General features: G+C 69.6%; 25 protein-coding genes and 2 tRNA genes. 10 read left to right on the top strand and 17 right to left on the bottom strand.

Going from position 1 to position 24,867, the window contains the following annotated elements; all coding sequences use genetic code 11:
* Positions 1 to 163: 163 nt before the first annotated feature.
* Positions 164 to 373, bottom strand: coding sequence for a hypothetical protein (locus VO99_RS30215; RefSeq protein ID WP_157039525.1), 210 nt, complete (start codon positions 371 to 373; stop codon positions 164 to 166).
* A gap of 251 nt (positions 374 to 624) precedes the next feature.
* Here VO99_RS30215 and VO99_RS10545 point away from each other — a divergent pair, with 251 nt between their 5' ends.
* Positions 625 to 1,914: a glycosyltransferase WbuB gene (locus tag VO99_RS10545; protein ID WP_083440501.1), complete on the top strand. Its 1,290-nt coding sequence runs from the start codon at positions 625 to 627 to the stop codon at positions 1,912 to 1,914.
* A 24-nt stretch (positions 1,915 to 1,938) separates the two neighbouring features.
* Here the strand turns inward: VO99_RS10545 and VO99_RS10540 are convergent, their stop codons facing one another.
* From VO99_RS10540 to VO99_RS28755, 9 genes are all read right to left on the bottom strand, one after another.
* Positions 1,939 to 2,748, bottom strand: coding sequence for a glycosyltransferase family 2 protein (locus tag VO99_RS10540; RefSeq protein ID WP_046112802.1), 810 nt, complete (start codon positions 2,746 to 2,748; stop codon positions 1,939 to 1,941).
* Between the two features lie 3 nt (positions 2,749 to 2,751).
* Positions 2,752 to 3,366, bottom strand: a complete 615-nt coding sequence (locus VO99_RS10535) for an LbetaH domain-containing protein (protein ID WP_046112801.1) — start codon at positions 3,364 to 3,366, stop codon at positions 2,752 to 2,754.
* The gene (locus tag VO99_RS10530) at positions 3,359 to 4,513 is read right to left on the bottom strand and encodes a glycosyltransferase (RefSeq protein WP_046112800.1); all 1,155 of its coding nucleotides are present in this window, start codon (positions 4,511 to 4,513) and stop codon (positions 3,359 to 3,361) included. Before VO99_RS10530 ends, VO99_RS10535 begins: the two co-directional genes overlap by 8 nt.
* Complete coding sequence (locus VO99_RS10525; protein WP_157039524.1) at positions 4,510 to 6,405, bottom strand: hypothetical protein; 1,896 nt, start codon at positions 6,403 to 6,405, stop codon at positions 4,510 to 4,512. The genes VO99_RS10530 and VO99_RS10525 overlap by 4 nt, the downstream gene beginning before the upstream one ends.
* Positions 6,402 to 7,577, bottom strand: a complete 1,176-nt coding sequence (locus tag VO99_RS10520) for a glycosyltransferase (protein ID WP_046112798.1) — start codon at positions 7,575 to 7,577, stop codon at positions 6,402 to 6,404. The genes VO99_RS10525 and VO99_RS10520 overlap by 4 nt, the downstream gene beginning before the upstream one ends.
* Positions 7,574 to 9,184, bottom strand: a complete 1,611-nt coding sequence (locus tag VO99_RS10515; protein ID WP_046112797.1) for a hypothetical protein — start codon at positions 9,182 to 9,184, stop codon at positions 7,574 to 7,576. The genes VO99_RS10520 and VO99_RS10515 overlap by 4 nt, the downstream gene beginning before the upstream one ends.
* Positions 9,181 to 10,221 carry a CgeB family protein gene (locus tag VO99_RS10510; RefSeq protein ID WP_046112796.1) on the bottom strand — a complete coding sequence of 347 codons (1,041 nt, stop codon included), beginning with the start codon at positions 10,219 to 10,221 and terminating at the stop codon, positions 9,181 to 9,183. Before VO99_RS10510 ends, VO99_RS10515 begins: the two co-directional genes overlap by 4 nt.
* A complete protein-coding gene (locus VO99_RS10505) occupies positions 10,218 to 11,504 on the bottom strand; it encodes a lipopolysaccharide biosynthesis protein (protein WP_046112795.1) in 1,287 nt (428 codons plus the stop codon). Before VO99_RS10505 ends, VO99_RS10510 begins: the two co-directional genes overlap by 4 nt.
* A gap of 90 nt (positions 11,505 to 11,594) precedes the next feature.
* Complete coding sequence (locus tag VO99_RS28755) at positions 11,595 to 12,674, bottom strand: acyltransferase family protein (RefSeq protein WP_198156914.1); 1,080 nt, start codon at positions 12,672 to 12,674, stop codon at positions 11,595 to 11,597.
* 409 nt (positions 12,675 to 13,083) lie between these two features.
* Here VO99_RS28755 and VO99_RS30210 point away from each other — a divergent pair, with 409 nt between their 5' ends.
* The gene (locus tag VO99_RS30210) at positions 13,084 to 13,233 is read left to right on the top strand and encodes a hypothetical protein (RefSeq protein WP_198156913.1); all 150 of its coding nucleotides are present in this window, start codon (positions 13,084 to 13,086) and stop codon (positions 13,231 to 13,233) included.
* Positions 13,234 to 13,282: 49 nt separating this feature from the next.
* Here the strand turns inward: VO99_RS30210 and VO99_RS28750 are convergent, their stop codons facing one another.
* From VO99_RS28750 to minC, 4 genes are all read right to left on the bottom strand, one after another.
* Positions 13,283 to 13,453 carry a hypothetical protein gene (locus VO99_RS28750; RefSeq protein WP_157039522.1) on the bottom strand — a complete coding sequence of 57 codons (171 nt, stop codon included), beginning with the start codon at positions 13,451 to 13,453 and terminating at the stop codon, positions 13,283 to 13,285.
* Positions 13,454 to 13,621: 168 nt separating this feature from the next.
* Positions 13,622 to 13,885, bottom strand: coding sequence for a cell division topological specificity factor MinE (minE, locus tag VO99_RS10490; RefSeq protein WP_046112794.1), 264 nt, complete (start codon positions 13,883 to 13,885; stop codon positions 13,622 to 13,624).
* Between the two features lie 4 nt (positions 13,886 to 13,889).
* Complete coding sequence (gene minD / locus VO99_RS10485) at positions 13,890 to 14,705, bottom strand: septum site-determining protein MinD (RefSeq protein ID WP_046112793.1); 816 nt, start codon at positions 14,703 to 14,705, stop codon at positions 13,890 to 13,892.
* Between the two features lie 63 nt (positions 14,706 to 14,768).
* A complete protein-coding gene (gene minC / locus VO99_RS10480; RefSeq protein ID WP_046112792.1) occupies positions 14,769 to 15,599 on the bottom strand; it encodes a septum site-determining protein MinC in 831 nt (276 codons plus the stop codon).
* Positions 15,600 to 15,710: 111 nt separating this feature from the next.
* On the opposite strand from minC, the gene queC reads away from it, so the two are divergent.
* Positions 15,711 to 16,421 (top strand): 7-cyano-7-deazaguanine synthase QueC, encoded by a 711-nt coding sequence (gene queC, locus VO99_RS10475; RefSeq protein ID WP_046112916.1) that lies wholly within the window; start codon positions 15,711 to 15,713, stop codon positions 16,419 to 16,421.
* Entirely contained in the window at positions 16,415 to 16,963 is a 549-nt protein-coding gene (locus tag VO99_RS10470) for a LemA family protein (protein ID WP_052736244.1), read from the top strand. Before queC ends, VO99_RS10470 begins: the two co-directional genes overlap by 7 nt.
* 1 nt (position 16,964) lies before the next feature.
* Here VO99_RS10470 and VO99_RS10465 read toward each other — a convergent pair whose 3' ends face one another.
* Together VO99_RS10465 and folE are read right to left on the bottom strand one after the other, a co-directional pair.
* Positions 16,965 to 17,393 carry a BLUF domain-containing protein gene (locus VO99_RS10465; RefSeq protein WP_046112791.1) on the bottom strand — a complete coding sequence of 143 codons (429 nt, stop codon included), beginning with the start codon at positions 17,391 to 17,393 and terminating at the stop codon, positions 16,965 to 16,967.
* A gap of 25 nt (positions 17,394 to 17,418) precedes the next feature.
* Complete coding sequence (gene folE, locus VO99_RS10460) at positions 17,419 to 18,150, bottom strand: GTP cyclohydrolase I (protein WP_232315336.1); 732 nt, start codon at positions 18,148 to 18,150, stop codon at positions 17,419 to 17,421.
* A 77-nt stretch (positions 18,151 to 18,227) separates the two neighbouring features.
* Here folE and rsmB point away from each other — a divergent pair, with 77 nt between their 5' ends.
* The 6 genes from rsmB (at position 18,228) to VO99_RS10430 (ending at position 23,454) form a co-directional block, all read left to right on the top strand.
* Complete coding sequence (rsmB, locus tag VO99_RS10455; protein ID WP_046112789.1) at positions 18,228 to 19,538, top strand: 16S rRNA (cytosine(967)-C(5))-methyltransferase RsmB; 1,311 nt, start codon at positions 18,228 to 18,230, stop codon at positions 19,536 to 19,538.
* Positions 19,539 to 20,111: a DUF4390 domain-containing protein gene (locus VO99_RS10450; protein WP_052736243.1), complete on the top strand. Its 573-nt coding sequence runs from the start codon at positions 19,539 to 19,541 to the stop codon at positions 20,109 to 20,111.
* A 7-nt stretch (positions 20,112 to 20,118) separates the two neighbouring features.
* On the top strand, positions 20,119 to 22,413 hold the full coding sequence (locus VO99_RS10445) for a sensor histidine kinase (RefSeq protein ID WP_046112788.1): 2,295 nt from the start codon (positions 20,119 to 20,121) through the stop codon (positions 22,411 to 22,413).
* A 5-nt stretch (positions 22,414 to 22,418) separates the two neighbouring features.
* Positions 22,419 to 23,117 carry a response regulator gene (locus tag VO99_RS10440; protein WP_046112787.1) on the top strand — a complete coding sequence of 233 codons (699 nt, stop codon included), beginning with the start codon at positions 22,419 to 22,421 and terminating at the stop codon, positions 23,115 to 23,117.
* Positions 23,118 to 23,168: 51 nt separating this feature from the next.
* Positions 23,169 to 23,244 (top strand) — tRNA-Phe (locus tag VO99_RS10435).
* A 125-nt stretch (positions 23,245 to 23,369) separates the two neighbouring features.
* Positions 23,370 to 23,454 (top strand) — tRNA-Leu (locus VO99_RS10430).
* A gap of 55 nt (positions 23,455 to 23,509) precedes the next feature.
* Here the strand turns inward: VO99_RS10430 and VO99_RS10425 are convergent.
* The gene (locus VO99_RS10425) at positions 23,510 to 24,841 is read right to left on the bottom strand and encodes an APC family permease (protein WP_198156912.1); all 1,332 of its coding nucleotides are present in this window, start codon (positions 24,839 to 24,841) and stop codon (positions 23,510 to 23,512) included.
* Positions 24,842 to 24,867 lie beyond the last annotated feature (26 nt).

Below are 24,867 nucleotides of genomic sequence, written 5' to 3'. Positions count from 1 at the left end.
CAGCAGTGGCGCCAGGGCGGTGCCGTGCGGGCGAAGTGGCCGCCTGGATGGGCGTCGCAGTCAACATCTCAAGCTGGTGTGGGGCGCACGCCCCCTGCCGGCGGCAGGCAGAAAAAAACGGCGCCTGGTGAGGCGCCGATCCATGAGGTGGGCGGGCCGGCGATCAGCGCCGGCTGGGCGGCGTGCGGGGCGGACGGGTGGGCGGCACACGCGGCGGCCGGGTGGGTGTGACGTTGGGCGGGGCGCTGGGCGAGACGACCGAGGTGGCCACCGGCGCCAGCGGCACCACGCGCACTGGCGTAGCGGCGTGGGCGGCGACGGACGCCCCGAACAGGGCCGCGGCGATCACGAACAGGGATGTGCTTGCTTTCATGGATGCGCTCCTGCGGCAGCAAATGACCCGAGCAAGGTAACACCGCGAAGTGATAGTGGTCAATTATGCGGATTTGACTGCGATGCCTTACCACCGAACCTTGCCATTCTTCACGATCACTTCAATCGACAGTGTGAAATTGTTACCATTGCAATCGATTGGTGGCATTCTCTATCACATCGCACGGCGCCGTGTCGTGCGAATGGCCTGGACGAGGCCAAACCCCCCTGGTTAGAGGGCTCGGAGCACTTTTGAAGATCCTGATCTACGGCATCAACTACGCACCGGAGCCCACGGGCATCGGCAAGTACACCGGCGAGATGGCCACGTGGCTGGCCACGCAGGGTCACGAGGTGCGGGTGGTGGCGGCTCCGCCGTATTACCCCGCTTGGCGGGTGGCCGACAGCCACGCCGGCCGCGGCCGCAGCGTGGAGACGATGGATGGCGTGCAGGTGTGGCGCTGCCCGCTATGGGTGCCGGCGCGGCCCAATGGCTCCAAGCGGGTGCTGCATCTGCTGAGCTTCGCGCTCAGCTCTCTGCCCACCATGCTGCGGCAGGCATGCTGGAAGCCGGACGTGGTGTGGGTGGCCGCGCCAGCTTTTGCCTGCACGCCGGCGGCGCTGCTCACCGCGCGGTTGGCGGGTGCGCGCGCATGGCTGCACATCCAGGACTATGAGGTGGACGTGGCCTTCGATATGGGCCTGCTGCGCGGGCGGCTGGTGCGTAGCCTGGTGCTTTCGGCCGAACGCTGGCTGATGCGCCGGTTCGACGTGGTGTCTTCCATCTCGCGTCGCATGGTCGGGCGCGCGGTGGAAAAAGGCGTGGCGCCCGACCGGGCCGTGCTGTTCCCCAACTGGGTGGACGTGGACAGCGTCAAGCCGCTGGGCGGGGCCAGCCCATACCGGGCGGAGCTGCAGCTGCCGCCCGACGCGGTGGTGGCGCTGTTCTCCGGCACCCTGGGCGCCAAGCAGGGGCTGCACCTGATTCCCCTGGCGGCCCGCCTGCTGCGCCAGCGCTGCCCGAACCTGGTGTTCGTGGTGTGTGGCGACGGCCAGATGAAGCCCGACATGGAAGCCGCGGCGCGTGAGCTGCCCAACATGCGACTGCTGCCGCTGCAACCGAAGGAGCGCCTGCCCGACCTGCTGGGCATGGCCGACATCCACCTGCTGCCGCAGGACCCCGGTGTGGCCGACCTGGTGATGCCGTCGAAGCTCACCGCCATGCTGTCCAGCGGCCGGCCGGTGGTGACGAACGCGCGCCCCGGCAGCGAAGTGGCCGAGGTGGTGGCGGGGTGCGGGGTGGTGGTGTCGCCGGACGATGCGCCGGCGTTCGCGGGGGCGGTGGAGGGGCTGGCCGCCGATGCGGCGCGGCGTGCGCGGCTCGGCGCAGCCGCCCGGCTGCATGCTGAGCAGCACTTGGGCGCTCGCGCCGCGCTGGGCCGGTTCAGGCAGCGCTTGGAGCATCTGACGGGTGTTTCACCTCTGCCCGCTCACGCCTTGATCGAGGAAGACGCCGACGCCAGGACACAGACGCCCGGCTGAGCGACCCTGCCTGCGTCGTGAGCCCTAACGCGACTCGCGCACCTTCAGCACGATCATGTATTCGTAGATCGACTGCAGCGCGGCGTACGTGAGCCCTGCGCGGCCGTCCAGGAAACCGCGCTTGACCAGATACAGCAGCAGGAACTTCACCAGCGGGCGCAGCGGCAGCCGGTAGAACAGCTCCTTCTGGTGGTAGCGGCGCTCATGGAAGTCGCGGCACCACAATGCCTTGCGCACCGAGAACGCCGCGCCCACGTGCCGGTTGTCCAGGATCTGGCGCGCCTCGAAGGTGCTGTAGGCGTTGTGCCGCTCGAGCCAATGCGTCACGCCCTTGCTGAAGGGATGGTGATCGAGGTAGCCGCCGATCGTGGCCACGGGTCCGTCGGGAATGGACACGGGATTGACCAGCCTTTCATAACGCATGCGGGCCGGCCGGAAGAGTCGCAGATAGAAGGCGGACGCCTGCACATGGCGCAGCCATGTCTGCATGAAGAAGTCACGGCGCTGCACGCGGAAGGCCACATGCTCGCCCGGCGCCTGCACCGCCTGCAGCACGGCCTCGCGCAGCTCGTCGGTCATGCGCTCGTCCGCGTCGATGTAGAACACCCAGTCATGCTTGAAGGCGATGTGTTGCAGGCCCCAGTTCTGATGCGCAGCCCAGTTGTCGAACGGCCGTTGGGTGACGGTCGCGCCGAAGGCGCGGGCGATCTCCAGCGTGCGGTCGGTGCTCATGGAGTCGTACACGTGCACGTCGTCGCTCCAGGCGACCGAGGCCAGGCAGCCCGGCAGATCCTGCTGTTCGTTCTTGGTGAGGATGAGGATGGAAACGGACATGGTTCAGCGCGAGTGCGAAGGCGTTGGCGTTGGAACGGAGGAAGCGAGCCGCGAGGCCCGCGGGTCGCGCCGACCGACCACGCGTGCCGGCACGCCGGCCAGCACCGTCCACGGCTCGGCCACGGTGCGGGTGACCACGCTGCGGGCGGCCACCACGCAGCCGGCCGGCACGGTCACGCCGGCGGACACGAAGGCTTCGGCGCACACCCACACCTCGGCCTGCAGCTCGATGGGCGCGGCCACGAGCTGGAAGCTGGGCTGCTGGTAGTCGTGCGAGCCGCCGCACAGGTGCGCGCCCTGCGAGACCACGCAGCGCGGCCCGATGCGGATGCCGCCCATGTTGTAGAGCGTCACGCCATCGGCGATGCCGCTGTGCTCACCCACCTGCAGCAGCCACGGCGCCCAGATGCGCACCGATGGGTACACGTGGACATGACGCCCCAGCCGCGCGCCGAACAGCCGCAACAGCAACGCACGCCACGCATGCAGCGGCCTTGGCGAGGGCCGGAACAGCAGCAACCACGCCATGTTCCATACCGCCCGAGCGCAGCGGTTGCGCAGCGTGAACGAGGGCTGCGTAGTGGGGTCCACGCCCTGCAGGATGCGCTCGTCAGCCATGCTGCAGCACCGACAGCAGGCTGTCGGCCATCGCCTCCACGGTGAAGCGCTGCGCGAAGCAGCCGCGGGCGCGGTCCCGCATCGCCGCGCGCTCGGCCGACGACAACGCAAGCCAGCGCTGCAGCAGCTGCGCCGTGCCCTCGGCGGTGTCGGGCGCGACCAGGCCGGCGCCATCGGCCTCGATCTCGCGCCAGATGTTCACTTTGTCGGAGATCAGCACCGGCACGCCACAGCCCAGTGCCTCAGCCACGGCGATCCCGAAGTTCTCCTGGTGCGAAGGCAGCACGAACGCCTCGGCTGCGTGGAAGGCGCCCCACTTCAGGTCGCCCTGCAGCATGCCCGGCCACACGATGCGGTCGGCGATGCCCAGCGCCGCAGCCCGCTGCTGCAGCGCGGCGCGCCAGGCGGCCTGGTCGGGGCCGGCCATCACCAGCCGCAGGTCGGCGTTGGTGCGCGCCACCTGTGCGAAGGCGTCGATCAGCAGGTCGCAACCCTTCTTCTGCTGGATGCGGCTGAGGAACAGCATCACCCGCTTGCCGCGCAGGCCAGGGTGCGCCTCCAGGAAGGCGGCCTGGCCCGGCGACTCGTCCCAGCGCGGCGGCGTGCGCGTGCCGTAGGCCACCACACGCTCGCGCGCGCGGTACAGCCAGAACGACTGCCGCGCACGCAGCCGTTCTTCTTCGCTGGTGAACAGCACCGCGCGAGCATCGCGCAGCACGCGGTAGTCGCCCCAGGGCCAGTACAGCCACTTCTTGAGGTGCTTGCGCGGATAGGCCTGCTTGAACCAGGGGTCCAGCATGCCGTGGGTGAAGACGAAGTACTCGCGCCCCAGCGCCCGCAGCGCAGCGCGCGCCGCGACCGAGTGGTGCTGCCACAGGCCGCTGATGACGAAGGCGTCGTAGTCCTGCGCATGGGCGCGCAGCCACGTGCCGATGGCCGGGTTGTGCGCATAGCCCACCGGCATGCGCCGCCCCACCGCGTGGATGCGCACCGGCTGCCCCGCCAACCACGGCGCAGAGGGATCGTCACTGGTCAGGCACTCGCTCGTGTGGCCCATCCGTGCCAACGCCTGCGAGACCTGCCGGATGCCCTCCGACGGCCCGCCGCCGCGCGGGTTCATGGTGGAGATGATGCGGAGGATCTTCATGGATGAGCGGTTGCCGAGGGCGGCTGGATGTACACGCTTCGGCCATCGGCACGCACGAGGCGCAGCACACCGTCCGCAAGGGTCACGGGATCCGACAGCAAGGGTGCCTGCGGCGGCGGGGGCGCGGACTTGCCGTCCACTTCCACCCGCGGGATCGAGGCCACCCGTCCATCGGGCAAGGACTGCAAGTCGAACTGCACCGCGACCCGACGTCCCTCCAGCGTGGTGTGCACCACCCGGGTCGTGGCTGGGTCGAACTTCGGCATGCGCTGCCGCGCCCAGGCCTGGAAGGCGCGGAAGCTGTCGCCGCGCGCCGTCTTGCGCACCAGGAACACCAGGGCGGCGCTGCGGGCCTGCACCCTGGCCACGTGGTGCCACGGCGGGTCGGCCGACGCGTCGATCTCGAAGCGCCCGACCGGCAAGCCGATGGCCACATCCACCTCGCCCTGCCGAACGAAAATCCAATGCGGTTCGATCTGGACCCGGGCGAAGCTGCGCGGCACGCGGCACTGGAAGCCGGCGACCAGCGCTCCGGCGTGCCGGCTGCGCGGCGCAAAGAAGCGGCTGGCCGGGTCGCCTGGCCAGGGGTCGGCCCGTGGGATGCGGAACAGCATCACCCCGGTGCGGCCGTCGATGCGGTGCGTCTGCTGGAACGGCGACCAGCGATCGGTGCCCCAGACGCCATCACCTGCATCGCTGCGGAAGAACGGGTGGCGGCACTCGATGGCGTTGTGCCGGGAGCTCGACTTCAGCAGCAGCGCAAAGCTCTGCAGATGGTCGGCATAGGTGTTGGGCCGGAACACGACGTTGCCGGTGCCCAGGGCATAGGCCTCGTCGATGTAGCCGTCGCCCAGCAGTTCGGTGGTGGTCGCGTCGTCCCAGCGGGAGAAGGCCGGCGTGCGCATCCGTACCGCATGGCCGCCGCGGCCGGCCGGATCGAACAGTGCCGCAGGCGGGCGCCAGCGCGACAGTGCTGCGATGGTGACGAAGGCCGGTTCGTTGCGGTTGGCCAGGTCCGCCGAGCCGCTGGCCGGCTCGCCGAAGTACAGCCACAGCAGCGCCTGCGTCGCGGCGGGCGTGTCGGTGCCGTCGCCGGGCGCGTTGCGCTGGTCGTGGTTCAGCCGGTTGAGCGGCGGCAGCAGCGTGCCGTGGAACGAGGCGGCGCGCAGCACGGCCACCAGAAGCGCTGCCTGCGCCTGGGCATTGGCGCGCACCTGCGCATCGTCGGCGAAGTCGATCAGGTTCAGCAGCGGCAGCAGGTTCACCACCGCATAGGTGGGCGACAACCACTCGGTGTGGCCGGCCGCGAAGAACTGCGCCGTGCGCCTTTGCAGCAGCTGTTGGATGGCGGCCATCAGCTCTTGCGAGCTGCGACGCTCCCCCCGCGCGTCCGGCCACGTGGCCTGCGGAAAGCGCTGCGCGATCAGGTACCAGGAGGCCACCCGCATGATGGCGTGGTTGAGGGTGCCGTGCGCCAAGCGGTCCTGTGGCGCAGCGAGGGCGCGCTGCATCGCCTGCGCCATCGGCTCGTCGATGCACTGCGGGAACTGCAAGAGCAGCCGCACGAGCGCAGGCAAGGCAAGAAGTTCGGTGCCCGCGGATTCCGCTGGGTCGTCGGGGTGGCGGGCGGTCGGCTTGGCCAGCGACACCGCGTCGGCCGCGGCCGCGCAGCCGGACACCGCCGTGCGCCGCAGGACTTCGAAGGCGCGGAATTTTGGATGCACGCGCTCGGGCTGGGCGGGCTCGGCCGCCAACGCCTGTGCGGCCCGGTCGTTGATCGGATCGGCGACCTGCCCAGCCGGGGCGGGGGCCACGCCCAGGCAGGCCAGCAGCCCGACGCAAAGCGCTGCAGCCGCAGGCCGCCAGCGGGTGGGGCGACTCGCCGGCTTCATGCGGCGGCCTGCTTCAACACTTGGCTATACACCTGCAGGTAGCCTTCGATGGCGCGCGCGGCCTCGAACCGCATGCACCAGGCGGCGGCGTCGTCGCGCCAAGCATCAAGGGCAGGCCCCTGCAGCGCCAGCACCCGTTCGAGCACGGGTGCCGCGGCGGCGGCCCAGGCGCCCAGCCCGGCACCGGCGGGCAGCCGCGGGATGTAGAACGCGGCCGATCCGCCCACCTCGTTCATCGGCGGCGCGTCGGTGGTGATCACCGGGCAACCGCAGGCCAGCGCCTCGACGATCGGCCAGCCGAAGCCTTCCTCCAGGCTGGGAAACAGGAACGCGCTGGCGGCCGAATAGCAGGCGCGCATCGTCTCGTTGTCGATGTCGTGCAGCCGCACCACGCGCGCCGAGGCTGGCAGCGCGGCGATCGCCGACTGCACCGCGGGCTGGCGGTGATGGCCGACGAGCACCAGCGGCAGCGGACGGGCCGCCGACCGCGCATGCTCGGCATACAGCGCGATGACGCCGGGCACGTTCTTGTAGAACTGGCCGGCGCTCACGTGCAGCAGGAAGCCTCGTTCGTCGACCACTGCGCCCGCCTGCCGCAGCAGCGTGGCGGCGGATGCTGCGGCCATGCGACGGTACGGGTGGTTCATGCCGTTGTGCACCACCGCCGAGGTGACGGCGTGTGCCACGGCGTGGGCATGGAGGTCGACGCGGGTCTTGTGCGAGATGCTGATGAAGTGCTGCGCCTGCCTGAAGCCGCGCCGGATGAAGCGCTGGTAGACGCGGCCGGTCAGGCCCACCGGGTTCTCGGGCATCAGTCCCAGGGCCGAGCGCAGCGCCAGCAGGTCATGCACGTGCACCACGTGCGGCCGATGCGCCACCAGCGGCACCCACGGGCCCAGGGCCTGGTCGCAGAACACGAACAGCGTGTCCGCCGGCTGGCGCTCCACCGCTCGGCGCACCCATCGCGGAAACAGCAGGTACTGGTCAAAGTAGCCGGCCCACTTGGCCGCCGCAGACCCCAGCCCTCGAGCCCGGGCCTGCAGCCGGGCCGCGGGCCGCCAGAGGCTGACCTCATGGCCGCGCGCCGACAGCTCCGAGTGCAGCAGCGCCGCGAAGCGCGGCATGCTGCGCGACGGCATGAACTCGGGGTGCGCGAAAAGCACGATCTTCATGTGGGCGCCTTCCTGCCCAGCCCGCCGACCATCACCAGCGCGGCGGACAGCCAGAACACCGTGGCGTAGACGAGCGCGTCCTGCACCCAGCCGCGCACCAGGTAGGCCAGCAGTTCCGACATCGATTCGGCACCGGTGGCGGCGCTGGTGAAGTAGTAGCACCAGGTGAAGAGCGACACCACCAGCATCGGGCTGAAGACGGGGCTCCATCCGCCTGGCGCCGCGGGGTCGGCGACCCGGCGCGTCAAGGCGTCCACCAGGGTGAAGGTGAACAGCGCCAGCAGCATCAGCAGCGGCACGTAGAACCAGCCGAACTGCCCATAGCCGCTGGCGAAGATCGACCCCGTGCGAAAGCCGCCCATCGCCCGAGGTGCATTGGTGGCCACGAACAAGAGAAGGTCGCCGCCCGAGCCCGAGTTGACGAAGTCCTTGTCCGTCTCGGGCGACACCTGCTCCAGGATCGGCCGCGGCAGCAGCCCGACCACGCGCTGCCATTCCAGCGACCGCAGCGAGGCGGATTGCGCCGCATCCAACTCGTGCGCCAGCACCAGCGTCGCATCCGCGAAGCGCAGGTTGCACAGCCGGCTGGCGAACACGTTGTCGACGTAGCGTTCGTCCCAGAATTCGTTGCTGGAGCCGCCCTCGGCGGCACGGAAGCTGCGGATGCGTTCCTTGTCGAGAAATACCGACGTGGTCGTCTGGATCACCTGCAAGGCACTGACCTCAGCGCGTTCTTCCCGCGCGATCACCATGCTCGTGGCCAAATCGGCCAGCGGGCCGCCGGCCACCCACACCACCACCGCCGCCAGCACGAGGCGCCGAGTCGAGAAGGCGCTGGCCCTGCGTTGCGGATCGATCAGTGCCAGGTAGGCCCAAGCGATGCCGATGGAAACGAAGCCGATCAGCACGGCCGACCGACTGTTGCGGCCCAGACCTACCAGGGCCACCGCCAGCGCGTACAGCAGCAGCACAGGCCACTGGCCAGGCGGCATGGGTCGGCGGTCGACGAGTGGCTGCACCATCAGCGCCAGCGGCACCCAGGCGAGCGGGTACAGGCCCTGCATCAGCTTGGTGACGATGCCGGACTCCGCCTCGTGGAGCTGGGCTGCACCGAGGGTGAAGGTCAGCCACGCGGCGGCCAGCAGCCCCATTGCACCCATGGCGAAGAGGTGTGCCGGCGGCGGCATGCGGAACAGGCCTAGCGGTCCATACAGGCGCCCGCACAGGGTCTGCCGGGCTGCCTGCAGCAGGCCGCTGCCCAGATAGACGCGGTGCGACACGATCAGCGCCAGCAGGCACACCAGTGCATGCAGCAGCACGTCGGTCGGCCGTTCCAGGTGCGTGGTGAGCGGCTGCCCTTCCATCGCCGTCACCAGCGGCGGCAGGACGAAGTGGAAGGTGCTGTAGCCCGCCAGGCTCAGGCTGGACACCGGCGCCAGCCGCAGCAACCGTGGCGACAGCGCGTGCCGAAGGCCGATGCCTGCGCCGGCCGCGGCCATCAGCGCACAGGCCGCGGCTTCCCACGTCCAGGTGGCCAAGGCCTGCCCGACGACCAGCATGAGCCAGGCCAGCGGCAGGACGGGTGCGTGGCGTCCGCTGCTTGTCATGTGTCCGCCAACGCCGGCGCGGCCGGCAGGCCCACCGCATCGAGGATGCGCAGCAGCACCGTCTCGTTGAAGTGGCCGTTGGCCTTGGCGCGCCGTCGGCCGGCGGCGGCGATGCGTGCGGCCCAGGCCTCGTCCTGCAGCGCCTGGCGGCAATGCCGGGCGCACTCTGCGGCATCCGACCACAGCAAGGCCTCGACACCGTCGCGGTATAGCGCCGCATGCTCGGGCGTGCGCTGGGCACAGAGCAGTCCGCCGAGAGCGGGCACTTCGACGGAACGGGTCGTGTGTTCATCCCGGTTGCCCACCGACAACAGGCCGAGGTTTACCCGCGCGCATTGCAGCGCGAGCGCGTAGTCGTCGCCCACGATCGGCCCGCCCCGCCAATGCGGTTGAAGCAGCGGCCATTCCGGCGCCTTCTGCCAGTGGGCACCCCGGATCGATAGCGGCACGCCTTGCGCCAGCAGCCCGGCGAGGAAGGGCCCGCGTTCCGGCATCCAGGTGCCGACGAACAGCACGTCGCTGCGCCATGTCTGCTGCTGGGCGGGTGTCGGCTGCCGCGGTGCATGGCTCACCTCGTCCGCGGACATGAACACCCGCAGCACACGCCGCGCGCCGTGCGCCTGCGCCTCGGCCACGTTGGCCGTTCGCATCACCACCGCCAGGTCATAGAACGGCAGCCCGTGCAGATAGGCAGCAAAGCGGCGCCCGTCGCGGCCGCCGAACGGGTCGTCGATGTTGTAGTTCACGAGCACGTCGGCATGGCTGCGCAGCAGCCGCAGCACCTGTGGCCCGGCGAGCGCACCGCCGTCGACGTGGCACAGCGCATAGCGCTGCCCTGCGAGCCGGTGCGCCAACGCACTGCAGAGAAGGCGGCCCAGCCAACGGCCGCCGAAGCGCCAGGCGGCACGGTCGAGCCAAGGCGAAGCGGGCAGCAGGGACCGTAGGTCGAGGTGCTGCACTTCGTGACCCAGACGTTCGTAGGCGCGCGCCCGGTCCAGGCAGGTGCCGCTGCGCGGGCCGAGGTACAGGATCTTCACGCGGCCGGCTCCCGCAGCAGGCGATCAGCGCCGCGGAGTGCGGCGGCGCCCGTGAGCGCATCGGCCAAGGCCATGGCCAGGGCGGCACCGAGCAGGCCTGACCATGACGTCAGCTGGCTGGCCACCAGCAGGCCCGCCACCGCGCTGGCGATGCCCGCCCACACCAGCCCCTCGTGCCGGCTGGTGGACAGCAGCAGCACGCGCGGCACGTGCGTGGCGCTGGCCACGGTGGCGTAGGCCAGCATCGCGCCCATCGGCGCCAGCAAGAACTCGATCTTGCCGTGCGTCCACAGTGCCAGCAGCCACGGGCTGCCGAGCCCGACGGCCGCCACGGCGACGGCTGCGATCCACAGGCCGGTGCGGCGGGCGCGGTGGTACAGCGGTGCCACGCCCCGCGCACCCTCGGCCCCGTAGGCCCGTGCGAACTCAGGCCACAGCGCGAAGCTGAAGGCGGAGGTGGCCTGCACCACCACGCGGGCCAGCGTGCGGTAGGTGTTGAACACGGCCACCGCTGCCGGGCCGAGCAGGTGACCGACCAGCAGCGTCATGCCCTGGAGGCTCAAGGCGTTGGCCGCGGGAATCAGCATGAAGCCGGCCGCGGGCCGCCACAGGCCACGCAGCACGGCCGCGTCGGCCCGGGCGAAGCCCCAGTCGATGCTGCCGCTGCCGCGCCGCGCCAGGCGCGCCGCAATGGCGGTACCCACCACCCGCATCAACAGTCCGCCCAGTGCCGTCGACAGCAGCGAGCCGAAGGTGAACAGGCCGCCGAGCTGCCCCAGCCATTCGGCCAGCCGCACGAGATGCGTGGCCATCTCGCCCTGCGCGTTGCGGCCTGTGGCTCGGACCAGCTGATGCGCAAGCCCGCCCCAGAAGGCCACCAGCACCCCGGCACCGAGGCAACCGACGGCCAGGGCCGCGCCGGGCGGCTGCAACAGGCCAGGCAGCGGCAGCCAGGCCAGGCCCGCCGCCAACAGCGCACCTGCTGCTACGCACACGCCGGTGACGAACACCGTTGCGCTGTGGAACACCGTGCGCGCCTGCGCCACGTCGCCACGGCCGACGGCCATGGTCATCCGGTTGCCGGCTGCGGTCACCATGCCGGCATCGGCCATCGAGAGATAGCCGGGCAGTGCAGACAGCATCAGCCAGATGCCGTAGGTCGGCAGATCCCAACGGCCGAGGAACAGCGGCAGGGAGGCGAGCTGGATGGCAATGGACAGCGCCTGCCCGAAGGCATTGGCACCGATGCCACGCGCCAGCCGCGCGCGGACTGCGGTCGTCACCGGACCGCGGCGAAGCGGCGATTGGACGAGAGCGTGAAGGTTGCCACAGCCATGTCGAACGTCAATGTGATGAATTTACTCGCATTATCATCACTTCGACGGTGGAGGCGTTGCATTGTGAGAGCGCAGGCGCCTGAATCTGCGATTTACCCAGGCTTGGAACGGTCCCTCGGCCCACGCTGCCAGTCCAAGCGCGGTCAGTACATAGGCCACGCCTGCTAGCCATGGCGCGCTCACCCCGTCCAGCCAGGTGGCCGACACCGCCACGGGGTAATGGAAGACATAAAGCCCATACGACAGCGGTGCCAAGGCCGTAAAGGGGCCGAGCGTCTGGTCGAAGAAGCGCCAGCGGTACTTCGACCAGACGATCGCTGCGGCCACGATGACCAGCGCAGCCAGAAAGTGACGCAGTTCCAGCACCGGGTGCTCGCCAAAGGACAAGGACTCACCTCGGAGTCGCTGCGCAGCGCAGGGCACGGCAAGCAGCAGCGCAAAGCCTGCAAGGTACAGCAGCAGCCCTCGTTGCGAAGCCAGCGTAATGCGCCCGTCCGTTGCATAGGTCTTCGCCAGTTCGACTCCGGCCCACCAGACGACGAAGTAGGTCGCGAACAGGGAAGCCTGATTGGGCATCCATTGGTACGAGGCGAATCCGAGCAACGACAGCAGCGCGACGCCGTGCAGTTGCAGGCGGCTGGGCAGGAGCGTGGCGACCGGAAAGAACAGTACATAGAACCACCACTCGTACGACAAGGACCACAGCGATGCATTGCCGCCGAGCGGGGACACCCACACGCCCGGCTTGCCGGAGGCGAAGTCCTGGAGCATCAGCAGGTTGCCCGCCCACTGCCATGCTGCGTCTGCAGCGCGCCCTGTCGGCGGCTCGCCCAAGGCGAACGACACAGCCAGCGCCAGCAGGTAGATGGGATAGATGCGCCGCGCCCGACGTGCCAGGTAGGAAAGGAAGCTTGTCGGCGGCCGCTGTGCAAACGAATGCTGGATGACGAAGCCTGAGATAAGAAAGAAGGCAATGACGGCCTCCTGCCCGAAGCGGAACGGCAGGGCGAGCGGCCCGGACTTGGTCAGCACGCGGTGAAGGAGATAGTGCCCCGCAAACACGTAGAGTGCCGCAAAGCCGCGAATCGATTCCAGTCGAGTGAGTTTGGTCTGCATGGTCGTTGCCCAGGGCGGTCGCCAATCTGGGAACGAGCATCGGCCGTCGCGGCATGTCGAGGTTGTCTTGCCGCGGGGCCGCATCCTCGCAGCGCTGCGTCTGCAGGCCAAGTCTTCGTCGTCGAGTCAGCCGTTGGCCGTGTCATGCGGCCAACAGCGAGCGGCTGCAACTACGGCAATACCCAACTCCCCGCTGCCTGCCGCACCTGCGGCGCCGCCGCCCGAAGTAGCTGCAGCCGCTGCGCCACCAGCCCGTCCGCGGCGGCGCTGACCGCAGCCAACCAGCCGGCTTGAGTGATGGCGTAGAGCGCTTCCAGCGAAGGCCGGGTGTCGCCGGCGGCGAGGTGGGGAGTGTCGGTCGTGTAGGCGCCAGTCAGGTGCCTTCCCTGGCGACAGGCTGGCGCGGCAGGTGCGAGCGGGCTTGCAGGACGGCCATCCCGGCGTTCAGCTTCGGGTGTCCGACGTGCTGTCCAAGCCCTGCATCGAGCGCGTGCGCCACGGCGAGGCCGACTTCGCGCTGGCCGCCACGCAAGCCTACCCGCCCGAGCTGGTGGCCTAGCCCCTCTGCAGCGAGCACTTCTACATTGCATCGTCTGCGGACGACGCTACTACCGTGGCGTGGCTGCCTCCAGGTACTGCCGCACGCCGAAACGTGCGCGACACGTGGTGATGGAGGTGGACCAGCTCGCCACGGTGATGGGGATGGTGCGCGCCGGCATCGGCATCAGCGTGGTGCCGTAGCTCACGCTGTTCCACTTCCAGGCGCCGGGTGTGCTCACGCGGCGGCTGGCGTGGCTCGGGCTGCAGCGCCACATCTGCCTGGTGCGGCCGCGCGACCGCAGCGTGTTGGTGTCGGCGCAGGCGTTATAGAAGTAGGTGAATGGCCCGCCGGCCGCAAGGCACGCGGCAGGCGGACGGTCAGCGGCGCGCGGTTGCGCCGCGCGGCATCAGCGCGCCGCGTCCGGCAGCTCAATCTTGACTTCCAGCACCTCCAGGTCATCCTGCTTCTCCAGATGCACCTTGATGTCGTCCGGCGAGATGGCCACGTACTTGGAGATCACAGCCACCAGTTCGCGCTGCAGGGCGGGCAGGTAGTCGGCCCGCGGCGGGCCGTCGCCGCTGCGCTCGTGGGCCAGGATGATCTGCAGCCGCTCCTTGGCGACGCTGGCGGTCTTCTTCTTTTCCCCGAGCAGGAAGGAAAGGAAAGACATCGGCTTACCTCCCACCGAACAGCCGCTTGAAGAAGCCGGGCTTCTCGGCGTCGATGAAGCGCATCGGCCGGTCCTCGCCCAGGAAGCGGGCCACCACGTCCTGGTAGGCCTCGGACACGTCGCTGCCCTTCAGGTGGATCGCCGGCACGCCCTGGTTGGACGCATCGAGCACCGACTCCGATTCCGGGATCACGCCGATCAGCTTGATGCGCAGGATCTCCTGGATGTCGTTCAGCGACAGCATCTGCCCGCCTTCCACCCGCGAGGGGTTGTAGCGGGTGATCAGCAGGTGCTCCTTCACCGGCTCCTGGCCGTCGATGGCGCGCTTGGTCTTGCTGCTGAGCATGCCCAGGATGCGGTCGGAGTCGCGCACCGAGGACACCTCGGGGTTGGTCACCACCACGGCCTCGTCGGCGTAGTGCATGGCCATCATGGCGCCCGTCTCGATGCCGGCCGGGCTGTCGCACACGATGTACTCGAAGCCCATCTCCGACAGGTCCTTCAGCACCTTCTCGACGCCTTCCTGCGTCAGCGCTTCCTTGTCGCGCGTCTGCGAGGCAGCCAGCACGAACAGGTTGTCGCACTGCTTGTCCTTGATCAGCGCCTGGTTCAGGTTGGCTTCGCCCTGGATGACGTTGATCAGGTCGTACACCACGCGCCGCTCGCAGCCCATGATGAGGTCGAGGTTGCGCAGGCCGACGTCGAAGTCGATGACGGCCGTCTTGTGGCCCGCCAGGGCCAGGCCGGAGGAAAAGCTGGCGCTGGTGGTGGTCTTGCCCACACCTCCCTTGCCGGAGGTGACGACGATGATTCTGGCCATCGGTGGCTTGTCCTTTCTTGTGCAGACTTGCTTGCGTACGGTGGCGTCAGCGGCGCGGGCGCATCAGGCGCCCAGGCGTTCGATGACGAGCTTTTCGCCCTCGAGCCGCACCTGGGCCGGCTGGCCGACGATGTCCGCCGGCAGCGGCACGTCGGTGGTGCGGTAGATGCCTGCCACGGAGACCAGTTGCGCCTCCATGCAGGTGGTGAAGATGCGGGCTTCGGTGTTGCCGCGCGCGCCGGCCAGGGCCCGGCCGCGCAACGGCGCATAGACATGGATGTGGCCGTCGGCGATGACCTCGGCGCCGAAGTTCACCGCGGCCAGCACGATGAGGTCGCAGCCGCGGGCGTACACCTGCTGGCCCGATCGCAACGGCTTGTCGATCACCATGGTGGCGGGCGCCTCGCCGGGCACGCGCACTTCGCGCACCACTTCCACTTCATGGATGACCTCGCGGATCACCTCGCGCACTTCGGGCTCGGGGGCCGGTGCGGCGGCTGCGGGTTCGGGCACAGGCGCGGGGACCGGCACGGGCGCGGCGCGCGGCGCACGGGCGGGCGGCGCGAAGTCGGGCGCTTCCACCAGGCCGGCGGCCAGCGCGGCGGCCATCTGCTCGGGCGTGCCGCCCTTGGCGGCCACCGGCATCATGCGGTGCTGCCGCAGCAGGGCCACCAGCAGCGCGAAGTCGATCGGCTCGTGCTCGTCGCGCACGGCGCTCAGGTCCACCGCCACGGGGTCGTTGTCGAACAGGCCGGGGTTGTCGGCGCTGCGGGCGTCCAGCTCCCGGGCCAGCACGGTGAGGTCGGCGGTCTTCAGCACGACCGCCACCAGCGTCAATGCGGCGCTGCGCAGGTCGAAGATGTCGGGAGAGTTCGGCGGGGCAGCGACGGCCATGGGTGGGGTGTCGGGAAAGACCCGGAGTTTACCGGCGCGGCCCGCCCGCTCCCGCGCGCGGAATGTGTTCAGACGTAGGGGGCCGCAGGCCGCCGCTATGCTTTGCGCATCATGCAAGCTCACTCATCAGCCCTGGTGCTCTTTTCGGGCGGGCAGGATTCCACCGCCTGCCTGGCCTGGGCGCTGCAGCGGTATGCCCGGGTGGAGACCATCGGCTTCGACTACGGCCAGCGCCATGCGGTGGAGCTGCAATGCCGGCTGCAGGTGCTGCAGCAGCTGCGCAGCCAGTTCCCGGCCTGGGGCGCGCGCCTGGGCGAAGACCACCTGCTGGACCTGCGTCTGCTGGGCCAGATCTCCGACACCGCATTGACCGACGCGCGGCAGATCGAGATGGCCGCCAGCGGCCTGCCCAACACCTTCGTGCCCGGCCGCAACCTGCTGTTCCTCACCTTCGCGGCCGCGCTGGCCTACCGGCGCGGCGCCAGCGTGCTGGTGGGCGGCATGTGCGAGACGGACTATTCCGGCTACCCCGATTGCCGAGACAACACCCTCAAGGCGCTGCAGGTGGCGCTGTCGCTGGGCATGGATGCGCCGATGACGGTGGAGACGCCGCTGATGTTCCTCACCAAGGCCCAGACCTGGGCGCTGAGCCACCAGCTGGGCGGCGATGCGCTCGAAGCGCTGATCGTCGAGCACACCCATACCTGCTACCTCGGCGACCGCACCCGGCGCCATGCCTGGGGCTACGGCTGTGGCCACTGCCCGGCGTGCGAGCTGCGCGCCCGCGGCCATGCGGAGTACCTGGCAGCCGCCGGATGCTGACCACGCGCGAGCTGACGCTGCTGGCCACGGCAGCCATCCTCATCTTCTGGATGGTGGGGGCCTACAACCGCATCGTGGCGCTGCGCAACAAGGTGGTGCAGTCGTGGCTGCAGGTGGACGAGCCGCTGCGCCGGCGCAAGGAGGTGCTGGCGCTGCTGATGCCGGTGCTGGCCGAAGCCTGGCCCGGCGAGCAGGGCGCCATCGAGGCGGTGAATGCCGCGCAGCTGCAGGTGAGCCTGGCGGCCGACGCGATGCGGGCCAAGCCGGTGCTGGCCACTGCGGCGGAGCGGCTGGTGCAGGCCGACCGTCAGTTGGCGGCGGCGCTGGTGCGCGTGCGCGCCCTGGCCGACCACGACACCGCGCTCAAGGCACGCGACGACGTGCCGCTGTGGCTGGCCGACCTGCGCGAGGCCGAGCAGCGCCTGGCCTTCGGCCGCCAGCTGTTCAACGATGCGGTGCTGGCCTGCAACCTGGCCGCGCACCAGTGGCCAACGCGGCTGCTGGTCAAGCTCTACGGCTTCGAGGACGTCGGGCCGTTGTAGCTCAGCCGCGCTCGCCCATGATGGAAGCGGTGGCCACCAGCTCTTCGAACAATGCCATCGACACCTGCCCCGACACCGAATACGGATCGAGCGTGGGCGTCTCCGAATACTTCAGCAGGATGGCCGGATTGAGCCGCTGCAGGTTCACCTGGCCCATCGCCCAGCCGGCGAAGCGGCGCTCGCGGATCTCGGCGTAGTCGAGCAGCACCACGTCGGTGTGGCGGCTGTCGGCCGCGATGCGGTTGTAGAGCTGGTTGACGGCCATGCGCCCGCCCTCCAGCACCTGCATGAAGATGCCCTGCGACAGGCACAGCACGCCGGTGATGCCGTGCTTGGGGTTCTCGGCCTTGCATTGGCGCAGCAGCGTGTGCAGCTCTTCCTGGTCGAGCGACGCCGACGCGCGGCTTGCATACATGAGGCGTACCAGCATCGTGTTCTCCGGGGGTAGGGTGCGGTCAGCCGAGGTTCTTCTTCGACAGCAGCGACAGGAACTCGCGGCGCAGCGTCGAGTCCTTGAGGAAGGCACCGCGCATCACCGAGTTGGTCATCATCGACTCGTCGTCCTTTACCCCGCGCCAGTGCATGCAGAAGTGGTCGGCCTCCATCACGATGGCCAGGCCGTCGGGCTTCACGCGGTCCTGCAATTCGTCGGCCAGCATCGTCACCGCCTCTTCCTGGATCTGCGGCCGGCTCATGATCCAGTCGCAGATGCGGGCGTACTTGCTCAGGCCGATCAGGTTGGAATGTTCGTTGGGCAGGATGCCGATCCACACCTTGCCCAGGATGGGGCACAGGTGGTGCGAGCAGGCGCTGCGCACCTTCACCGGGCCCACGATCATCAGCTCGTTCAGGCGCGAGAAGTTGGGGAACTCGGTCACCGGCGGAATCGGCACGTAGCGGCCGCGGAACACCTCGTCGATGAACATCTTGGCCACGCGGCGGGCGGTCTCGTTGGTGTTGTGGTCGCTCTCGGTGTCGATCACCAGCGACGACAGCACCTCCTGCATCTTGGCCGTCACCTCCGCCTTCAGTTCCTCGATCTCGCCCGGGCGCACATGGGCCGAGATGTTGTCGTTGGCGTGGTAGCGGCAGTCGGCGCCGATCAGCCGGTAGCGGATGCGCTCGGAGGCCGGCAGGCGCGCGAGGTCGTCCTCGCTGGGAAGGATCTTGGGGATGCTGCGTGACATGCTCATTCGGTGCTCCGGCCCTCGTCGGGTTCGAGGCATTGTCTGTTACAGCCTCGGCCCCTGGGTAGACTGCCCCGATGACCCCGCACGCCCTGCCGCTATCCCGCCTGCTCGATCACACGGCCGATGCCGTGATGGCCGTGCGCAGCGGCAAGTCCCTCACCGACGTGATCGCCCGCGTGCCAGCCGATGCCCGCGCCGGCACGCAGGCCCTGAGCTTCCATGCGTTGCGCTGGCTGGGCGGCGCGGTGAAGGTGCGCGAGGCGGTGGCGCCGAAGACGCCGCCGCCCAAGGTGGATGCGCTGCTGGTCACCGCGCTGGCGCTGCTGTGGCCCAGCGATGCGCCGCCCTACAACGACCACACGCTGGTCGACCAGGCGGTGGCCGCGGCCCACCACCGCACGCCCGCCGCGGCAGGCTTCATCAACGCCGTGCTGCGCCGCTTCCTGCGCGAGCGCGCCGCGCTGGTGGCCGCCGCCACGCACGACCCGGTGGGCGCCTTCAACCATCCGCTGTGGTGGATCGACCGCATCAAGCAGGACTGGCCGTCGCAGTGGCAGCCCATCCTGCAGGCCGCCAACCGCCGCCCGCCGATGACGCTGCGGGTCAACGCCCGCCGCGGCAGCGCCGAGGCCTATGCCCATCGGCTGGCCGCGCAGGGCCGCGCCGCCACCGTGCTGGGGCCGCAGACGCTGGTGCTGGCCGAGCCCAGCCCGGTACAGCAGCTGCCCGGCTTCGCCGAGGGCGAGGTCTCGGTGCAGGACGCCGCCGCCCAGCGCGCCGCGCCGCTGCTGGTGCATGGCGACGGCACGCTGCCGCCGCTGCCTGCCGGCGCACGGGTGCTCGACGCCTGTGCCGCCCCGGGCGGCAAGACGGCCCACCTGCTGGAGCTGGCCGACCTCGACCTGCTGGCCATCGACAGCGACCCCACCCGCCTGGGCCGCGTGCAGGAAACGCTGAACCGCCTGCAGCTCAAGGCGCAGGTGGCCGCCGCCGACGCCCGCGACCCGCGCGCCTGGTGGGACGGCCGTCCGTTCGATGCCATCCTGCTCGATGCGCCCTGCAGTGCCTCGGGCATCGTGCGCCGCCACCCCGACATCCGCTGGCTGCGCCGGGCCGAGGACATCATGGCGCTGGCCAAGGTGCAGGCGCAGATGCTGGATGCGCTGTGGCCGCTGCTGGCGCCGGGCGGTCGGTTGCTGTTTGCAACGTGTTCGGTGTTCCGGGCCGAGGGCAGCCAGCAGACCGATGCGTTTTTGCAACGGCAGGGCACCGCCGCGGTGCAGCTGGCGCCGGCATCGCCGGGCCACCTGCTGCCGGTGCCCGACAATCCCGGCGAGGCCGTGGTGTCCGACGGCTTCTACTACGCCCTCTTGCACAAGCCCTGATTGATCCGAACCGTCGTGACCCGCTGCTGGAAGGTCCGCTCCCTGCTGACGGCATGGCTGTTTGCTGCCACCTGCATCGCCTCCTGGGCGCAGGGCGTCGACCTGCTGGAACTGGAAGTGCGCAAGGCCGACAGCGGCCTGGTGCTGGACTACGCCGTGCGCCTGCAGCTGCCCCGCGTGGTGGACGAAGCGCTGCAGCGCGGCGTGCCCATCTACTTCGAGGCCCAGGCCACCACCTACCGTCCCCGCTGGTACTGGCGTGACGAGCGGGTCGGCCGCGCCACGCGCTCATGGCGGCTGTCGTACCAGCCGCTGACGGCCAGCTGGCGCGTCACCCAGGGCGGGCTGCACCAGTCGTACACCTCCTTGTCCGATGCGCTGGCTGCGATCTCGCGCGCGGGCACCTGGCCGATTGCCGATGCGGCGCGGCTCGAAGCCGACCAGCCGGCGTACGTCGATTTCAGTTTCCGCCTGGACACCGGGCAGCTGCCCCGCCCGATGCAGATCGGCATCGGCAGCCTGGCCGAGTGGACGCTGCAGGTGGAGCGCACGGTGCGGATCGAGCCGCAGTGAGGCACCGATGAGCAAGTCTGTCCGCTGGGCCTGGCTGGTGTCGCTGGTCGCCTTCGTCGGCGTGGCGCTGGTGCTCAGCTTCGTGCTGGCCCTCACCACCGACAGCCGCATCTTCTACGAGCGCAACTTCGTCTGGCTGTTCTGGGTGAACGTCACGGTGGCGGCGATGCTGGCGCTGGTGGTGCTGCTGGCGGCGCTGCGGCTGGTGGTGCGGCTGCGGCGCGGCAAGTTCGGCAGCCGGCTGCTGTTCAAGCTGGCCGGCATCTTCGCCCTGGTGGGCGTGGTGCCGGGGGTGCTGATCTACACGGTCAGCTACCAGTTCGTCTCGCGCAGCATCGAGGCCTGGTTCGACGCCAAGGTGGAAGGCGCGCTGGACGCCGGCCTCAACCTGGGCCGCAGCACGCTGGATGCGCTGGTGGTGGACCTGGGCAACCGCACCCGCGCCGCCGCCGATCGCATGGCCGAGACGCGGCTGCAGCCCGACACCCTGCAGCTGGAACGCCTGCGGGAGCAGCTGGGCGCGGAGCAGGTGGCGCTGCTCAATGGCAGCGGCCAGAGCCTGGTGGCTGCCGGTGGCACCGCCGGTGCCTCCATCGCGCCGGAGCGACCCACCGCCCAGCAGATACGCCAGGCGCGCCTGCTGCGCGCGGCCAGCCAGCTGGAGGGGCTGGACGACGAACCCACGCCCGGCGCCGCGCCCCGGGCCCGCGTGCGGGCGCTGGCCCTGGTGCCCAACAACGACATCACCCTGGCCGGCGAAGACCGTTTCCTGCTGGTGGTGCAGGCGGTGCCCACCTCGCTGGCCACCAATGCGCTGGCGGTGCAGAGCGCCTACCGCGAGTACCAGCAGCGCGCGCTGTCACGCGACGGCCTGCGCAAGATGTACATCGGCACGCTGACGCTGGCGCTCATCCTGGCCGTGTTCGGTGCGGTGCTGCTGGCCGGCCTGCTGGGCACCCAGCTGGCGCGGCCGCTGCTGCTGCTGGCCGAGGGCGTGAAGCAGGTGGCGCAGGGCGACCTCACGGCCAAGCCGGTGTCCAGCGCCAGCGACGAGCTGGGCGGGCTCACCCGCAGCTTCGCCGACATGACCGAGCAGCTCGGCCAGGCGCGTGAGCAGGTGCAGCGCGGCGTGGCGCAGCTGGAAAGCGCACGCACCCACCTGCAGACCATCCTGGACAGCCTGACCGCCGGCGTCGTGGTGTTCGACCGTGAACGCCGCATCGAGAGCGTGAACCCTGGCGCCACCCGCATCATGAAGCTGCCGCTGTCGGCCCACGTGGGCCAGCGGCTGGAGCAGGTGCCGGGGCTGGAGGCCTTCGCGATGAGCGTGTGGCAGCGCTTCGAGCTGCACCGCTCCAGCCCCGAAGCCGGCGAGCGCGACCATTGGCAGGATTCGTTCGACCTGGTGCCCACGGTGCCCGAGCGCGACACGCTGACGTTGCTGGTGCGCGGCGCCGTGCTGCCCAACGACGCCCGGCTGATGGTGTTCGACGACATCACCGACGTGGTCTCGGCCCAGCGCTCGGCCGCCTGGGCCGAGGTGGCGCGCCGGCTGGCGCACGAGATCAAGAACCCGCTCACGCCCATCCAGCTGTCGGCCGAGCGGCTGCAGCACAAGCTGGAAAGCAAGCTCGAGGGCACCGACCAGGCGATGCTGGTGCGCTCGGTAGGCACCATCGTGGCCCAGGTGCAGGCGATGAAGCAGCTGGTCAATGAGTTCCGCGACTACGCCCGCCTGCCGGCCGCCAAGCTCGGTCCGCTCAACATCAACGAACTGGTCGGCGAGGTGCTGGCGTTGTATGGTGCGCAGGCCGAGCAGGGCCGCCTGACGGCGCATTGCGCCAGCGGACTGCCAGCCATCATCGGCGACGCTTCGCAGTTGCGGCAGGTGGTGCACAACCTGGTGCAGAACGCGCTGGACGCGGTCGACGAGGCGGCCGACGGGCACGTGGACGTGGTCACCGAGGCCGTGCGTAACGACAACGGCGACGTGCGTGCGGTGCGGTTGAAGGTGCTGGACAACGGGCCGGGGTTCGCCGACAAGGTGCTCAAGCGCGCCTTCGAGCCCTACGTCACCACCAAGAGCAAGGGCACGGGCCTGGGCCTTGCGGTGGTGAAGAAGATTGCCGACGAGCATGGGGCACGTGTGCGCATCGGCAATAGAACGGATGCAGTAGCCGGCTTGAGCGAATTGGCTCAATCGGCAGGCGCGCAAGTTTCGTTATCATTTTCGAACCTCGCCGCCGTACCCGCTGCCGCCGCCACCGTGGTGGTGGCCGGTTCTCCTCCCCTGGCGCACTGAGGATCATGGCCACAATACTTGTTGTTGACGACGAACTCGGCATCCGTGCCCTGTTGTCTGAGATCCTGACCGACGAAGGTCATACCGTAGAGCTCGCCGAGAACGCTGCCCAGGCGCGCGCCGCCCGGGAGCGCCGGCGTCCCGACCTGGTGCTGCTCGACATCTGGATGCCCGATGTCGACGGCATCACGCTGCTGAAGGAGTGGGGCAGCACGTCGCAGCTCACCATGCCCGTCATCATGATGAGCGGACACGGCACCATCGACACTGCGGTGGAAGCCACCAAGTACGGCGCGATGGCCTTCCTGGAAAAGCCCATCACGCTGCAGAAGCTGTTGCGGGCGGTCGAAGCCGGCCTGGCCAAGCCCGCGCCGCGCGGCCTGGAAGGCACCGGCCATGGCGGCCTGCCGATGCGCGGCGATGGTGGGTTGACGGTGGAGTCGGCGATGACCGGCGGCCTCGGCCTGCCTCCTGCGCAGCCGCTGCAGCTGGGACCGCAGAGCGAGCAGTCCTTCGACCTCGACCGGCCGCTGCGCGAGGCGCGCGACGCCTTCGAGAAGAGCTACTTCGAGTTCCACCTGGCCAAGGAAAACGGCAGCATGACCCGCGTGGCCGAGAAGACGGGGCTGGAGCGCACGCACCTGTACCGCAAGCTCAAACAGCTGGGCGTGGACCTCAGCCGCAACAAGCGCAATGCGCTTTGAACGAGCACAAGAGTTGCGCGATTCTTTTTCCACGCTATACTCGTCAGTCTTGGCCAAGTAGCTCAGTTGGTAGAGCAGCGGATTGAAAATCCGCGTGTCGGTGGTTCGATTCCGCCCTTGGCCACCAAGACATGAAAGCCCCGGAAGGTGCAAACACTCCGGGGTTTTTTATGAGGGGCTGCTTGTCTAGACAAGTTGCGCACACGGTCCCCGAATGCGCAGTTTGTCGTGCTACAGTCGCGGCCCTGAAATGCCCAGGTGGCGGAATTGGTAGACGCACTAGTTTCAGGTACTAGCGGGTAACTCCGTGGAGGTTCGAGTCCTCTCCTGGGCACCAAATCGAAAAGAGGGCCGATGCGAAAGCATCGGCCCTTTTGCGTTGTGAGCCGCGTTCAGCGGCGACGCGGCACCAGCACCATCGCGCCCACCGCCAGCACGGCCACGCCGACCAGCGCACCGGCCTTCACATACAGCAGGCTCGACACCAGCAGGTAGCCGCTGCAGCCGCAGAACAGCAGCGGCAGCCACGGATACAGCGGCACCTTGAAGGGCCGGGGCGCCTGCGGCAGCCGGCGCCGCAGCACCAGCACGCTGGCTGCGCTCAGCGTGAGAAAGCCCCAGTACACCGGCGACAGGTAGTCCACCATCGTGGAGAAGCCGCCGCGGGTCACGGTGCCCAGCCCCACCAGCGCCACGGCCACGGTGCCGATGGCCGCGATGGCGGCGGGCGGAATGCCGCGCGACAGGTCCCAGCGAGCCAGCCGCGCGCCCAGGCCACCGCCCAGCCACTGCGCCTGCTGCAGGTCCCGTGCAGCGGCCCAGGTCGTGCGGGCGCCGGCGATCAGCGTCGCGTTCATCACCGTGATGGAGGTGAGGGCCACCGCGGCCACGATCAGCAGTTCGCCAGGGGCGCCGAAGGCCAGCCGCATCAGCTCCGCAGCCGGGGCCTGGCTGTGGGCCAGGCCTTCCAGGCCCAGGCCGCGCAGGTAGGCGAAGTTGGCCAGCAGGTACAGCAGCGTCACGGTGGCCAGGCCCAGCATCAGCGCATGCACGATGCCGCGGCGGCCGTCTCGCATCTCGGCCGAGAGCGTGGCGGCATCGCTCCAGCCGCCATAGGCCAGGAACACGAACACGAAGGCGGTGCCGATCTCGACCTGGCCAGCACGTTCCGGCGCGGCCATCGGCGTGGCCGGCGGCAGGCCCTGCAGCATCAACCAGGCAGCGGCCACGCCCAGGGCCAGCAGTCCACCGATCACCAGCAGCATCAGGCCCACCTGCGTGCCCAGGCCCACATGCACCCCGCGCAGGTTGAGCAGCGTGAGCGCCACGATCACCGCGGCGGCGAACAGCGCCGGCGCATACGCACCCAGCGCCGGGCCCAGCCAGGGGTCCAGCCGGACGACCTGGCTGAGGTAGTCGCCGAAGACGAAGGCCAGCAGCGCCATCGAGCCGGTGTGGATGACCGCGAAGCGCGACCACGCGAACAGGAAGCCGGTGCGTTGCCCGAAGGCCAGCCGCAGGAAGTGGTAGTCGCCGCCCGCATGCGGAAAGGCGGCGGCCAGTTCCGCGAAGCACAGTGCGCCGATGAAGGACAGCAGGCCGCCCAGCGCCCAGGCCAGGTACAGCGCCTGGTCGCTGGCCAGGCTGCTGGCCACCATCGGGGAGGTCTTGAAGATGCCGGCGCCGATCACCATGCCGACGCACACCGAAACTGCATGGCGCACTTGGAGATGTCGTTCGGGCGCCGACG

Origin of the sequence: Aquincola tertiaricarbonis (assembly GCF_000969605.1) — a bacterium.
GTDB classification, from domain to species: domain Bacteria; phylum Pseudomonadota; class Gammaproteobacteria; order Burkholderiales; family Burkholderiaceae_C; genus Aquincola; species Aquincola tertiaricarbonis.
This window is presented reverse-complemented; position numbering and strand designations above follow the sequence as displayed.

Coding starts and splice junctions, on each gene's coding strand:
- VO99_RS10440 (WP_046112787.1), top strand. CDS start 22,419: ATGGCCACAATACTTGTTGTTGACGACGAACTCGGCATCCGTGCCCTG.
- minD (WP_046112793.1), bottom strand. CDS start 14,705: ATGGCCAGAATCATCGTCGTCACCTCCGGCAAGGGAGGTGTGGGCAAG.
- VO99_RS10540 (WP_046112802.1), bottom strand. CDS start 2,748: ATGTCCGTTTCCATCCTCATCCTCACCAAGAACGAACAGCAGGATCTG.
- VO99_RS30215 (WP_157039525.1), bottom strand. CDS start 373: ATGAAAGCAAGCACATCCCTGTTCGTGATCGCCGCGGCCCTGTTCGGG.
- rsmB (WP_046112789.1), top strand. CDS start 18,228: ATGACCCCGCACGCCCTGCCGCTATCCCGCCTGCTCGATCACACGGCC.
- queC (WP_046112916.1), top strand. CDS start 15,711: ATGCAAGCTCACTCATCAGCCCTGGTGCTCTTTTCGGGCGGGCAGGAT.
- VO99_RS10470 (WP_052736244.1), top strand. CDS start 16,415: ATGCTGACCACGCGCGAGCTGACGCTGCTGGCCACGGCAGCCATCCTC.
- VO99_RS10525 (WP_157039524.1), bottom strand. CDS start 6,405: ATGAAGCCGGCGAGTCGCCCCACCCGCTGGCGGCCTGCGGCTGCAGCG.
- minE (WP_046112794.1), bottom strand. CDS start 13,885: ATGTCTTTCCTTTCCTTCCTGCTCGGGGAAAAGAAGAAGACCGCCAGC.
- folE (WP_232315336.1), bottom strand. CDS start 18,150: ATGTCACGCAGCATCCCCAAGATCCTTCCCAGCGAGGACGACCTCGCG.
- VO99_RS10465 (WP_046112791.1), bottom strand. CDS start 17,393: ATGCTGGTACGCCTCATGTATGCAAGCCGCGCGTCGGCGTCGCTCGAC.
- VO99_RS10535 (WP_046112801.1), bottom strand. CDS start 3,366: ATGGCTGACGAGCGCATCCTGCAGGGCGTGGACCCCACTACGCAGCCC.
- minC (WP_046112792.1), bottom strand. CDS start 15,599: ATGGCCGTCGCTGCCCCGCCGAACTCTCCCGACATCTTCGACCTGCGC.
- VO99_RS10520 (WP_046112798.1), bottom strand. CDS start 7,577: ATGAAGATCGTGCTTTTCGCGCACCCCGAGTTCATGCCGTCGCGCAGC.
- VO99_RS10515 (WP_046112797.1), bottom strand. CDS start 9,184: ATGACAAGCAGCGGACGCCACGCACCCGTCCTGCCGCTGGCCTGGCTC.
- VO99_RS10530 (WP_046112800.1), bottom strand. CDS start 4,513: ATGAAGATCCTCCGCATCATCTCCACCATGAACCCGCGCGGCGGCGGG.
- VO99_RS10445 (WP_046112788.1), top strand. CDS start 20,119: ATGAGCAAGTCTGTCCGCTGGGCCTGGCTGGTGTCGCTGGTCGCCTTC.
- VO99_RS28755 (WP_198156914.1), bottom strand. CDS start 12,674: ATGCAGACCAAACTCACTCGACTGGAATCGATTCGCGGCTTTGCGGCA.